The following is a 12,468-nucleotide window of genomic DNA, read 5'->3' as shown; positions in this document are numbered from 1 at the left end:
ATACTCGTGGGCCCCGGTTCCCGCGTCCCCGTACTCTTGAGGGGCTATGACTGACACCCCGCAGCGCACCCGTCCCCTCCGCGTCCTCGCCGCCATGTCGGGCGGCGTGGACTCCGCCGTCGCCGCAGCCCGCGCGGCGGAAGCCGGCCACGACGTCACCGGCGTCCACCTCGCGCTCTCCGCGAACCCGCAGTCCTTCCGCACGGGCGCCCGGGGCTGTTGCACCATCGAGGACTCCCGCGACGCCCGCCGCGCCGCCGACGTCATCGGCATCCCGTTCTACGTCTGGGACCTCGCCGACCGTTTCCGCGAGGACGTCGTCGAGGACTTCGTCGCCGAGTACGAGGCCGGTCGCACCCCCAACCCGTGCCTGCGCTGCAACGAGAAGATCAAGTTCGCCGCGCTCCTGGACAAGGCCCTGGCCCTGGGCTTCGACGCGGTGTGCACCGGCCACTACGCGAAGGTGGTCGTCGGGGACGACGGCTCCCGCGAACTGCACCGCGCCTCCGACATGGCCAAGGACCAGTCGTACGTCCTCGGCGTCCTGGACGAGAAGCAGCTCGCCCACGCGCTCTTCCCGCTCGGTGACACGGTCACCACCAAGGAGGAGATCCGCGCGGAGGCCGAGCGCCGCGGCCTCGCCGTCGCCAAGAAGCCCGACTCGCACGACATCTGCTTCATCGCGGACGGCGACACCCAGGGTTTCCTGGCCCGGCGGCTCGGCAAGGCGGAGGGTGACATCGTCGACGAGTCCGGCGCGAAGGTCGGCACCCACGAGGGCGCGTACGGCTTCACCATCGGCCAGCGCAAGGGCCTGCGGATCGGCACCCCGGCCGCCGACGGCAAGCCGCGCTACGTCCTCGACATCTCACCGGTGGACAACACGGTCACGGTCGGCCCGGCCGCCGCCCTCGACGTCACCGGCCTCACCGCGATCAAGCCCCGCTGGTGCGGCACCGCGCCCACCGCCCCCGGTCTCTACACCGCTCAGCTCCGCGCCCACGGCGGCGAGACCGAGGTGAGCGCGGAACTGGTCGACGGCACCCTGCACGTCACGTTCACCGAACCGGTCCGCGGCGTCGCCCCCGGCCAGGCGATCGTCCTGTACGACGGCACCCGCGTCGTCGGCTCGGCCACGATCGCGTCGACCGTGCGCCGTCAGTCGGTGACCTCCACGTCGTAGAAGCAGAGGTGGTCCTTGATCCGGGCGACGTCGTCCTTGGGCTCGGGGTACGCCCAGACCAGGTCCGGAGCGTCCGGCAGGGACCAGTAGGAGGCGGTCCCCTTGAAGGGGCAGACGCTGTGCGACGCGGAGGGCGTGAGCAGGTCGAGCCGCACGTCGTCGGCGGGGATGTAGTAGCGCGGGGGACAGCCGGTCTCGTGCAGCACGAGGGCCCGGTCGCTCTCGGCGAGAACCAGATCGCCGTGCGTCACGCGCACGTGCCGGTCACTGTCTTCGATGGTGATGGTGTGTCCTGAGGCCATGTAGAGGGGACGCGCATCGGCGCCCAGTTGTTCCCGGCGCCGCACCCCCGCCCGCGGCACTGAGCCAGTGCCTACCCTGACCCCATGCGAATCTGCGTCTTCCTCTCCGCCGCCGACCTCGACGACCGCTACACCCGACCCGCCCGCGACTTCGGCAAACTCATCGGAGCGGGCGGCCACGCCCTGGTCTGGGGCGGGTCCGACACCGGTCTCATGAAGGTCGTCGCGGACGGGGTCGAGGAAGGCGGCGGCAGGCTGATCGGCGTCACCGTCGAGTTCCTCGCCAACAAGGCCCGCCCCGGCGTCGACGAGATGGTCGTCGCGGCCTCCCTCGCGGAGCGCAAGCGGCTCCTCCTCGAGAAGGCCGACGCGGTCGTGGTCATGGTCGGCGGCACCGGCACCCTGGACGAGGCCACCGAGATCCTGGAGCTGAAGAAGCACCGCCGCACGGACAAGCCGGTCGTCCTGCTCAACACCGCCGGTTTCTACGACGGCCTGGAGCAACAGTTCCGCCGTATGGAGGCCGAGGGCTTCCTGCCCCGCCCCCTGTCCGAGCTGATGCACTTCGCCGCCGAACCCGCCGACGCGCTCGCCTACCTGGAGGCGAGCCGGCCGGCCCGCTGATGCGAGCATGGCCCTCATGGCAACTCATGTGATCACCGGCGCCGGATCCGGTATCGGCGCCGCCGTGGCCCGCAGGCTGCACGGGCGCGGGGACGACCTCGTCCTGCACGCGCGCGACGCGGCCCGCGCCAAGGAATTCGCCGCCGAGTTCCCGGGCGCCCGCACCCTGGTCGGCGACCTGGCGGACCCGGACAAGCTCTCCTGGGCCTTCTCCCACCAGTCGCTCCCGGACCGGGTGGACTCGCTGCTGCACATCGCGGGCGTGGTGGACCTGGGCGAGGTCGGCGAGCTGACCCCGAAGTCCTGGCGGCACCAGCTGAACGTCAACCTGGTCGCGCCGGCCGAGCTGACCCGGCACTTCCTGCCCCAGCTGCGGGCCGCCCGCGGCCATGTGCTGTTCGTGAACTCGGGCGCGGGACTCAACGCCCACGCCGGCTGGTCGGCGTACGCGGCGTCCAAGCACGGCCTGAAGGCCCTCGCGGACTCCCTGCGCCAGGAGGAGTCCGGCAACGGTGTCCGGGTCACCTCGGTCTACCCGGGCCGCACGGCGAGCCCGATGCAGGCGAAGGTCCACCAGCAGGAGGGCAAGGAGTACGACCCGGCCCGCTGGATCGACCCGGAGTCGGTGGCGACCGCCGTCCTGACCGCCCTGGACCTCCCGAGGGACGCGGAGATCACGGACGTCACCGTGCGCCCCGGCCCGACGCCCGGCCTGGCGTAGCGGAGGTCGCGGGTGCCACGTCCGGCGTGCGGCACCGCGGCACCCGCACCACCGCACCCGCACCACCGCACCCGCACCACCGCACCCGAACCGTGGTCACCCCGCATAGGCTCCTCGTGTGAACGCACACCCCACCTTCGGCCCGGCCACCGGCGTCGGCTCGCTTCCCGGCACCGACTCCAGGGAGGCCGCGAAAACCGCGACGGGCAGCTTCGAGGACTTCCCGTTCCTGCCCGAACTGCCCGCCCGGGGCCCCGGCGCCGACATGATCGGCCGTACCGCGGGCCTGCTCGTCGAGCTGTACGCGCGCGTGGAGCCCAGCGGCTGGCGGATCGGCGACCGGCCGGGCCGCGACACCCGGCGCGCCCGGTCCTGGCTGGGCGAGGACCTGGACGCACTGGAGGAGTACACCCAGGAGTACGAGGGACCGCTGAAGGTGCAGGCGGTCGGGCCCTGGACGCTCGCCGCCGCCCTGGAGCTCAGGAACGGCGAGTCTGCCCTCTCCGACCCCGGCGCCTGCCGCGACCTGGCCGCGTCGCTCGCCGAGGGCCTGCGCCTGCACCTGGCCGAGGTGCGGCGGCGGGTACCCGGCGCCGGCCTCGTGCTGCAACTCGACGAGCCGTCCCTCACCGCCGTCCTGCGCGGCCAGGTGCGGACCGCCAGCGGCTACCGCACCCACCGGGCCGTGGACCGGCAACTCGTCGAGTCGACCCTGCGGGACGTCATCGACGTCCACGCCGGCGGCCCGGTGGCCGTCCACTCCTGCGCCCCCGACGTGCCCTTCGCACTGCTGCGCCGGGCCGGGGCCGCCGCGGTCTCGTTCGACTTCTCGCTCCTCACCGAACGTGACGACGAGACGATCGGCGAGGCCGTGGAGGCCGGCACCCGGCTGCTGGCCGGTGTCGTGCCCGGCACGGACACCGCATTGTCAGACCCTGCCGGTAGCGTCATGGGTGTCAGGACGCTGTGGCGCAGGCTGGGGCTGCGACCAGGGCTGCTCGCGGAGACCGTCACCGTCACACCGGCGTGCGGGCTCGCGGGCGCCTCCCCGGCCTACGCCCGGCAGGCGCTCGCCCACTGCGTCCGGGCGGCGAGATCACTCGCGGACAACCCAGAGTAACGGGAGGAACACGGTGGCCGGCGACAAGCAGCAGGCTCAGACGGCGGTGCCCGCCGAGGCCCGGGAGCAGCACGCGCAGCTCGCCGAGCAGATCGAGGAGCACCGCTTCCGGTACTACGTGAAGGACGCCCCGGTCGTCAGCGACGCCGAGTTCGACAGGCTCCTGAAGACGCTGGAGGCGCTGGAGGACCAGTACCCGCCGCTGCGCACCCCGGACTCGCCGACCCAGAAGGTCGCGGGGTCGTACGAGACGGAGTTCACCTCGGTCGAGCACCGCGAGCGGATGATGTCGCTGGACAACACGTTCAACGACGACGACCTCGCGGCCTGGGTCGAGCGCATCCACAAGGAGCTGGGCGACCAGGAGTTCCACTTCCTGTGCGAGCTGAAGGTCGACGGCCTCGCCGTCAACCTGACGTACGAGCGCGGGCGCCTCGTCCGCGCGGCGACCCGCGGCGACGGCCGCACCGGCGAGGACATCACGCCCAACGTCCGCACGATCGCCGAGATCCCGGACCGGCTGCACGGCGAGAAGGTCCCGGACCTGGTGGAGATCCGCGGCGAGGTCTACTTCCCGATGGAGAAGTTCGCCGAGCTCAACGAACGGCTGGTGGCGGCCGGTGACAAGCCGTTCGCCAACCCGCGCAACGCGGCGGCCGGTTCGCTGCGCCAGAAGGACCCGCGCGTCACCGCCTCCCGTCCGCTGCACATGGTCGTGCACGGCATCGGCGCCCTGGAGGGCTTCGAGGGCCTTGGCCGGCTCTCCGAGGCGTACGAGCTGCTGAAGACCTGGGGACTGCCCACCTCCCGGCACAACAGGGTGGTCGACGACCTCGACGGGGTACGGGAGTTCATCGCCCACTACGGCGAGCACCGGCACTCCGTGGAGCACGAGATCGACGGCGTCGTCGTCAAGCTGGACGAGATCCGCCTCCAGGGCCGCCTCGGTTCGACGGCCCGGGCCCCGCGCTGGGCGATCGCGTACAAGTACGCGCCGGAGGAGGTCAACACCAAGCTCATCGACATCAAGGTCGGGGTCGGCCGCACCGGGCGGGTCACGCCGTACGCGCAGGTCGAGCCGGTGACGGTGGCGGGCAGCGAGGTGGAGTTCGCGACCCTGCACAACCAGGAGGTCGTCAAGGCCAAGGGGGTGCTGATCGGCGACACCGTGGTGCTGCGCAAGGCCGGTGACGTGATCCCCGAGATCCTCGGCCCGGTCGCCGACCTGCGCGACGGCAGCGAGCGGGAGTTCGTGATGCCGGCCGAGTGCCCCGAGTGCGGGACGCCGCTGCGGGCCATGAAGGAGGGCGACATCGACCTCCGCTGCCCCAACGCCCGGACCTGTCCCGCCCAGTTGAGGGAGCGGGTGGCGTATCTCGCGGGCCGGGAGTGCCTGGACATCGAGCACTTCGGGTCGGTGGCCGCGGCCGCCCTCACCCGGCCGCTGGAGCCGGCCGACCCGCCGCTGGTCGACGAGGGCGACCTCTTCGACCTCACGGTGGAGAAGCTGCTGCCCATCAAGGCGTACGTCCTCGACCCCGACAGCGGGCTGCCCAAGCGCGACCCCAAGTCGGGCGAGGAGAAGGTCGTCACGGTCTTCGCCAACCAGAAGGGCGAGCCCAAGAAGAACACCCTCGCCCTCCTCCAGCACATCGAGGAGGCGAAGACCCGTCCGCTCGCCCGCTTCCTCAACGGCCTGTCCATCCGGCACGTCGGACCGGTCGCCGCACAGGCGCTGGCCCGCGAGTTCCGCTCCATCGACCGCATCGAGCAGGCCACCGAGGAGGAACTGGCCGGCATCGACGGCGTCGGAGGCATCATCGCGACGGCGCTCAAGGAGTGGTTCGCCGAGGAGTGGCACCGCGAGATCATCCGAAAGTGGAAGGCCGCTGGAGTCCCGCTGGAGGACGAGTCCACCGGCGACGACGAGGGGCCGCGTCCCCTGGAAGGACTCACCGTCGTCGTCACCGGAACGCTGGAGCGCTACACCCGGGACGGCGCCAAGGACGCACTGCAGAGCCGCGGGGCCAAAGTGACCGGCTCGGTGTCCAAGAAGACATCGTTCGTGGTCGTCGGTGACAACCCCGGATCGAAGTACGACAAGGCGATGCAGGTGAAGGTTCCGGTCCTGAACGAGGACGGATTCGTCGTCCTTTTGGAGCAGGGGCCGGAAGCGGCGGCCGAAGTGGCCCTTCCGACCGGGGAGTAGCGGTTGAAGGTCACCCGTTCGGCGCATACCAGATGCATACGGGTGGCCAGGGCGCAATCGGGCAACCGTCCACGACCGTTGCCCGGGAAAGCCTTCCGCGGCCTACTGTTGGGATATGCGCCTGCCGTGCCCAGCTGCGGTCGGGGCATTCCCGTGCTCCGCAGGGCACGGACCGCATGGCGTGGGCACCGCCGGCTGTGAGAGGGACGGGAATGGAACCGACCGAGAGCGCCGCCCCGGGCGCACGGCTGCCGCTGCGCCGCCGGGCGTGCGCGTGGCGGGAGAGCCGCGGGACGGGGCGGGGCGACCGGCGCGCCGGGATGCCGGTCGCGAGCCTCGTGGCGGACGCCCGTGACCCGTTGCCGCTGGCCGCCGTCGAGCCGCCGTCCCGTCCGGCCGGCTCCGAACACGACTCCGAACGGCACCTGTCCTGGCCCGCGCTGCCCGCCGGGACCGTGGGCGCCGCCGCGTTCCTCCTCGGCGCCGGCTTCTACCGTGCCTTCACCGACCACCACGCCCTGTTCCCGTCGGGCACGGTCGGCTGGTCGCTGGCCGTGCTGACCGGCTTCATCGTCGGTCACCTGGTGCTGCTCGGGCGCGCCCGCTGGTGGGGCGGCACCGGCTCCGGCGCCGCCCTCACCCTCGCCGTGCTGCTGCTCTACGGCTGGGTCCCGGCCGGCATGGTCAGCCTCACCGTCGTCGTCCTGGTCGGCATAGCCCGGCGCCACCGCTGGCGGCAGGGCGTCCTGCACGGCGCGGTGGACATCCTCGGCATCGGCGCCGGCGCCCTCGTGCTCGGCGCGTTCGGCCGGGTGCCGACCGTCGAGTCCCCCTGGAACCCCGCCGGCTGGAGCCTCACCACGGCCCCTGAGGTCGTGCTGGTGGCGGTGGCCTACCTCGCCGTCACCCGCGCCCTGCTCTGGTACCTGCACGTCCCGCGCGGTGGCAACGTGCCCACCGTCGCCCGCACCGCCCTGGTGCGACAGGGCCTGGTCGCCGTCGCCCTGCTCGGCATCGCCCCGCTCGTCTGCGTGGTCGCCGTCGCCCGGCCGCTGCTGCTCCCGCTGTTCTCGATCCCGCTGGTCGCCCTCGACTCCACCCTGTGGATAGCCCGGGCCCGCGCCGAGGAGCAACTGCGCGACCCGCTGACCGGACTGCCCAACCGGCAGTGGCTCCTGGAGCGGATCTGGACCGCCCTCGACGACGCCGAACGCATCGGCGCCCGCTCCGCCCTCATGCTGATCGACCTCGACCGGTTCCGTTCGGTCAACGACACGCTCGGTCATCTCGCCGGTGACCGGCTGCTGCTCCAGATAGCGGACCGGCTGCGGGCCGCGCTGCCGCGCGGTGCGGAGGCGGCCCGGCTCGGCGGTGACGAGTTCGCGGTCTTACTGCCCGTCGCCGACTCCACGACGTCAGCGACCCGGGTGGCCCGGGGCCTGGTCACCGCCCTCTCCTCCCCGCTCGACCTCGACGGCCTCACCCTCGTCCTGGAGGCCAGCGCCGGCGTCGCCGTCTTCCCCGACCACGCGCTCGACGCGGAGGGGCTGCTGCGCCGGGCCGACGTGGCCATGTACCAGGCGAAGCGGGACCGCACCGGCGTCGAGGTCTACGAGTCCAAGCGGGACTCCAACACCCCGGACCGACTGGGCCTGCTGGGCGATCTGCGCCGCGCCCTGGACGCCCACGAGGTGCAGCTGCACTACCAGCCCAAGGTGCGCTTCGACGGCCAGGTGGCCGGACTCGAGGCCCTCGTCCGGTGGGTGCACCCCGAGCGCGGCAAGGTCCCGCCGGACGAGTTCATAGCGATCGCCGAGTCCTCGGGGCTGATGCCCCATCTGACGGAGTACGTCCTGGAGACCGCGCTCGGGCAGGTCGCCGCGTGGCGGGCGCAGGGGCTGCGGGTGCCGGTGGCGGTCAACGTCTCGCCGCGGGACGTCCACACGCCCGGGTTCGCGGGCCTGGTGGCGGCGCGGCTGGCCCGGCACGGCGTGCCGGCCGGGGCGCTGCAGCTGGAGATAACCGAGCACGTGCTGCTCGAGGACCCGCAGCGGGCCGCAGACACCCTCGCGGGACTGAACGGGCACGGCGTGAAGATGTCCCTGGACGACTTCGGTACGGGGTACTCGTCGCTGGTGCACCTGCGGCGGCTGCCGGTGAGCGAGCTGAAGATCGACCGGTCCTTCGTGGCCCGCCTGGCCGTGGACAACGAGGACGCCGAGATCGTGCGCTGCACGGTCGACCTCGCGCATTCGCTGGGGCTGCTGGTCGTCGCGGAGGGCGTGGAGGACGACGAGACCTGGGAGCGGTTGCGGGACCTCGGGTGCGACGCGGTGCAGGGGTGGCTGGTCGCTGCCGCCATGCCGCCGGAGGAGACCACTGCGTGGCTGCTGGCACGGGGGGCGCGGGGGTGGGAGCGGCCGCGGGCGGCTCTCCCGGCGGCCGAGTAGTTTCCCGCCCGCCCGTTCACCCTCCGCCGCCGCGGGGCGGCCGTGGTCTCTCAGGTGGGACGGGACGCTGTGAAGTGGGCGATCAGCAAGGTCAGGCGCTCCTCGTGGGCGGGTTCCGGCAGGCGGCCGCTCCGGGTCAGGGTCACCAGCCCGTGCAGGGCCGCCCAGAAGGTCTCCGTCAGGATGCCGGGGTTCTCGTGGGTGGCGGTGATCGGCTCGATCACCTGGAGGATCTCGCCGAACGCCGCCTGCAGCGGCTCCGGGGCCTCGGGGGTCGCGAACGGCAGGTCCACCAGGTGGGTGAACATCGCGTCGTAGAGGGCCGGGCGGCGGCGTCCGAAGGACGTGTACGCGGCCGCCACCGCGGCCAGCGCCTCGCGGGTGTTCGTCGCCGACGTGCGCGCCGCCCGTAGCTCCACCGCGAGATCGGCGCAGCCCTGGACGGCCACCGCCGCCATGATCGCGCCCTTGCCCTTGAAGTGGCTGTAGAGGACCGGCTGGCTGTACTCGATCTCGGCGGCCAGGCGGCGGGTCGTCACCGCGTCCCAGCCCTCCGTCTCGGCGAGTTCGCGTGCGGCCGTGACGATCAGCTGCTCGCGTTCGGTCCGTTCGCGTTCCCGGCGGTTCTGAATCGACATGCTCTGGATTCTAGCAGCGCTAGCCAAACTTTCGACGCTCTGCTAGCTTCGATATCAGTCCTAGCACTGCTAGAAACTCTCTCAGGGGAGACCATGACCGTCACCGCGTACACCCTCGCCGTCGCGCTCGACCTGTTCTGCCTGTTCCTCGGCTACCGGTTCCTGTTCCAGCCGGGCCCCGCCGCCGCCGGCTACGGCGTGCCCGCCGATCCCCGGGGCGACGCCGGCGCCTACCTCTCCGTCAAGGGCCTCAGGGACGGCACGTACGGAGTCGTGGGGCTCTTGCTGCTGGCCTTCGCCGGGGCGCACGCCGAGGCCTGGTTCATGCTCGGCGTGGCACTCGTACCGCTCGGGGACACCGTGAACGTGCTCCGCAACGGCGGGGCGAAGGCCGTCGCCTACGGGATCCACTTCGCCACCGCGATCATCGTCCTGATCAGCGCCGCCCTGCTGTTCCTCGTCTGACCGCAGGGCGCGCCGTCACCCACCGGGGGTTCCGCGATGTCGTTGTTCGTACCGAAGTTCGACGAGTCCGTGATCGTGCGGGAGGCCGCCGCCGAGGTGGTCGGCGGTGACCCGACCCGGGTCCGGCTGCTCGCCGACAGCAGCGCCACCGGCGGCGCGCTCTCCACCGTCCGCGTCACGCTCGGCGAGGGTGCCGACGGCGCCGTGCCGCACCTGCACCGCACCTCCGCCGAGCTGTTCTACCTGCTCGACGGTGCCGCCGAACTGCTCTCCGGTGACGACGTCGTCACCGCCGAACGCGGCGACCTGGTCGTCGTCCCGCCCGGCAGGCCGCATGCCTTCGCCGCCGTCCCCGGCAGCACCGCGGACCTCCTGATCGTCATCACCCCGGGCGTGGAACGCTTCGAGTACTTCCGCCACCTCCAGCGCCTGCGCCTCGGCGAGGCCACCCCGGGGAGCCTCCTGGAGGTGCAGGAGCTGTACGACAACCACTTCCTGCGCAGCACGGCCTGGGAGAAACGCCAGGGCAACCCGACGGACACGGGGCCCGGCCAAACCGTTTAACAGCCACCGGGCCCCGCCCCATAGGATTGGGCACTGGCGTCACCTTTCCGCCTGCCTCGCGACGCCTGGCACGCCCTTCGGGCGCACGGCGGAAAGGTGAGGCCAGCACCCCGCTCCACACCACCCACACTCACCCCAGAGGAACGCTGCATGCCTGGCATCACGCGCGAGGAGGTCGCCCACCTCGCCCGGCTGGCGCGTCTGGAGCTGAAGCCCGAAGAGCTCGAACACTTCGCGGGACAGCTGGACGACATCATCGGCGCGGTCGCCCGCGTCAGCGAGGTCGCCGACCAAGACGTACCGCCGACCTCGCACCCGCTGCCGCTGACGAACGTCATGCGCGCGGACGAGGTCCGTCCCTCGCTCACCCCCGAGCAGGCGCTCTCCGGCGCCCCGGCCCAGGAGCAGCAGCGTTTCAAGGTGCCGCAGATCCTGGGGGAGGACTAGACAGCCATGACGGACATCATCAAGCTCACGGCCGCCGAGACCGCCGCGAAGATCGCCTCCGGCGAGCTCACCGCCGTGCAGGTCACCGAGGCCCACCTCGCCCGCATCGAGGCCGTCGACGAGAAGGTGCACGCCTTCCTGCACGTCGACCGCGAGGGCGCCCTGGCGCAGGCCCGTGCCGTCGACGAGAAGAAGGCCCGGGGCGAGCAGCTCGGCCCGCTGGCCGGCGTCCCGCTCGCGCTCAAGGACATCTTCACCACCGAGGGCATCCCGACCACCGTCGGCTCGAAGATCCTGGAGGGGTGGATCCCGCCGTACGACGCCACCCTCACCAAGCGTCTCAAGGCCGCCGACGTCGTCATCCTCGGCAAGACCAACATGGACGAGTTCGCCATGGGGTCCAGCACCGAGAACAGCGCGTACGGCCCGACCGGCAACCCCTGGGACCTCACCAAGATCCCCGGTGGCTCGGGGGGCGGTTCGTCCGCGGCCCTCGCCTCCTTCCAGGCCCCGCTCGCCATCGGCACCGACACCGGCGGGTCCATCCGCCAGCCGGCCGCCGTCACCGGCACGGTCGGCGTGAAGCCGACGTACGGCGCGGTGTCGCGGTACGGCATGGTCGCCTTCTCCAGCTCCCTGGACCAGGGCGGCCCGTGCGCCCGTACGGTCCTGGACGCGGCGCTCCTCCACGAGGTCATCGCCGGACACGACCCGCTCGACTCCACCTCCATCGACGCCCCGGTCCCGCCGGTCGTCGAGGCCGCCCGCAACGGCAGCGTCGAGGGCATGCGCGTCGGCGTCGTCAAGCAGTTCCGCGGCGAGGGCTACCAGGCCGGCGTCATCCAGCGCTTCGACGAGTCCGTCGCCCTCCTCAAGGAGCTGGGCGCCGAGATCGTCGAGCTGGACTGCCCGTCCTTCGACCTCGCGCTCTCCGCGTACTACCTGATCGCGCCCAGCGAGTGTTCGAGCAACCTCGCCCGCTTCGACGGCCTGCGCTACGGCCTGCGGACCGGCGACGACGGCTCGCACTCCGCCGAGGAGGTCACCTCCCTCACCCGCGAGGCCGGGTTCGGCCCCGAGGTGAAGCGCCGCATCATGCTCGGCACCTACGCCCTGTCGAGCGGGTACTACGACGCCTACTACGGCTCCGCCCAGAAGGTCCGCACGCTCATCACGCGCGACTTCGAGAAGGCCTTCGAGCAGGTGGACGTCATCGTGTCGCCCACCACGCCGACCACCGCCTTCGCGATCGGCGAGCGCGCCGACGACCCGATGGCGATGTACCTGGCCGACCTGTGCACCATCCCGACGAACCTCGCGGGCAACGCGGCGATGTCGCTGCCCTGCGGTCTCGCCCCGGAGGACAACCTCCCGGTGGGCCTGCAGATCATCGCGCCGGCGCTCAAGGACGACCGTCTTTACAAGGTCGGAGCCGCTGTCGAGGCCGCCTTCGTGGAAAGGTGGGGGCACCCGCTCCTTGAGGAGGCACCGTCGCTGTGAGCAACGCACTGTCGAAGGCCAAGGGCTTCAAGAAGTCGAAGTCCGGCACGTACCTGTCCATGGCCACCACCGCGTTCGGCGCGGTGAGTGTCGCCAAGCAGATCAAGAAGGCCCGCGCCGAGCACGACACGCTCCGGCTGATCGACGCCACGGTCTCCGCCGTGGCGATCGTGACCGGCCTCGCGATCCTCTACCGCGAGCTGAAGCGGCTGGGCGACGACGACGTCCTGCTGGGCTGAGAGGGA

13 protein-coding genes are annotated in these 12,468 nt (G+C 71.9%); 11 read left to right on the top strand and 2 right to left on the bottom strand.

Annotation, left to right across the window (positions count from 1 at the left end):
- Positions 1-46: 46 nt before the first annotated feature.
- A complete protein-coding gene (mnmA, locus tag AB0958_RS17500; protein WP_366891300.1) occupies positions 47-1,183 on the top strand; it encodes a tRNA 2-thiouridine(34) synthase MnmA in 1,137 nt (378 codons plus the stop codon).
- Here the strand turns inward: mnmA and AB0958_RS17495 are convergent.
- Complete coding sequence (locus AB0958_RS17495) at positions 1,159-1,485, bottom strand: DUF427 domain-containing protein (RefSeq protein ID WP_366891299.1); 327 nt, start codon at positions 1,483-1,485, stop codon at positions 1,159-1,161. The two genes, mnmA and AB0958_RS17495, sit on opposite strands and share 25 nt — an antisense overlap.
- 84 nt (positions 1,486-1,569) lie before the next feature.
- Here AB0958_RS17495 and AB0958_RS17490 point away from each other — a divergent pair, with 84 nt between their 5' ends.
- The 5 genes from AB0958_RS17490 (at position 1,570) to AB0958_RS17470 (ending at position 8,609) form a co-directional block, all read left to right on the top strand.
- Entirely contained in the window at positions 1,570-2,109 is a 540-nt protein-coding gene (locus AB0958_RS17490; protein ID WP_366891298.1) for a TIGR00730 family Rossman fold protein, read from the top strand.
- A gap of 16 nt (positions 2,110-2,125) precedes the next feature.
- Complete coding sequence (locus AB0958_RS17485; RefSeq protein WP_366891297.1) at positions 2,126-2,830, top strand: SDR family oxidoreductase; 705 nt, start codon at positions 2,126-2,128, stop codon at positions 2,828-2,830.
- 118 nt (positions 2,831-2,948) lie between these two features.
- Positions 2,949-3,950 (top strand): methionine synthase, encoded by a 1,002-nt coding sequence (locus AB0958_RS17480; protein ID WP_366891296.1) that lies wholly within the window; start codon positions 2,949-2,951, stop codon positions 3,948-3,950.
- A gap of 13 nt (positions 3,951-3,963) precedes the next feature.
- On the top strand, positions 3,964-6,159 hold the full coding sequence (gene ligA / locus AB0958_RS17475; protein ID WP_366891295.1) for an NAD-dependent DNA ligase LigA: 2,196 nt from the start codon (positions 3,964-3,966) through the stop codon (positions 6,157-6,159).
- A 212-nt stretch (positions 6,160-6,371) separates the two neighbouring features.
- Positions 6,372-8,609 (top strand): bifunctional diguanylate cyclase/phosphodiesterase, encoded by a 2,238-nt coding sequence (locus AB0958_RS17470; protein ID WP_366891294.1) that lies wholly within the window; start codon positions 6,372-6,374, stop codon positions 8,607-8,609.
- A 50-nt stretch (positions 8,610-8,659) separates the two neighbouring features.
- On the opposite strand, the gene AB0958_RS17465 is transcribed toward AB0958_RS17470, so the two are convergent.
- Positions 8,660-9,247, bottom strand: coding sequence for a TetR/AcrR family transcriptional regulator (locus AB0958_RS17465; RefSeq protein ID WP_366891293.1), 588 nt, complete (start codon positions 9,245-9,247; stop codon positions 8,660-8,662).
- A 93-nt stretch (positions 9,248-9,340) separates the two neighbouring features.
- Between AB0958_RS17465 and AB0958_RS17460 the strand changes: the two genes are divergently transcribed.
- The 5 genes from AB0958_RS17460 (at position 9,341) to AB0958_RS17440 (ending at position 12,462) form a co-directional block, all read left to right on the top strand.
- Positions 9,341-9,712 carry a DUF4267 domain-containing protein gene (locus tag AB0958_RS17460; RefSeq protein WP_366891292.1) on the top strand — a complete coding sequence of 124 codons (372 nt, stop codon included), beginning with the start codon at positions 9,341-9,343 and terminating at the stop codon, positions 9,710-9,712.
- A gap of 36 nt (positions 9,713-9,748) precedes the next feature.
- Positions 9,749-10,276, top strand: a complete 528-nt coding sequence (locus AB0958_RS17455) for a cupin domain-containing protein (RefSeq protein WP_366891291.1) — start codon at positions 9,749-9,751, stop codon at positions 10,274-10,276.
- Between the two features lie 150 nt (positions 10,277-10,426).
- The gene (gene gatC, locus AB0958_RS17450) at positions 10,427-10,723 is read left to right on the top strand and encodes an Asp-tRNA(Asn)/Glu-tRNA(Gln) amidotransferase subunit GatC (RefSeq protein WP_007384860.1); all 297 of its coding nucleotides are present in this window, start codon (positions 10,427-10,429) and stop codon (positions 10,721-10,723) included.
- A 6-nt stretch (positions 10,724-10,729) separates the two neighbouring features.
- Positions 10,730-12,223 carry an Asp-tRNA(Asn)/Glu-tRNA(Gln) amidotransferase subunit GatA gene (gatA, locus tag AB0958_RS17445; RefSeq protein ID WP_366891290.1) on the top strand — a complete coding sequence of 498 codons (1,494 nt, stop codon included), beginning with the start codon at positions 10,730-10,732 and terminating at the stop codon, positions 12,221-12,223.
- Entirely contained in the window at positions 12,220-12,462 is a 243-nt protein-coding gene (locus AB0958_RS17440; protein WP_046726919.1) for a hypothetical protein, read from the top strand. The genes gatA and AB0958_RS17440 overlap by 4 nt, the downstream gene beginning before the upstream one ends.
- The last annotated feature ends 6 nt before the right edge of the window (positions 12,463-12,468 follow it).

It is taken from the genome of Streptomyces sp. NPDC006655, assembly GCF_040703965.1.
Classification (GTDB): domain Bacteria; phylum Actinomycetota; class Actinomycetes; order Streptomycetales; family Streptomycetaceae; genus Streptomyces.
This window is presented reverse-complemented; position numbering and strand designations above follow the sequence as displayed.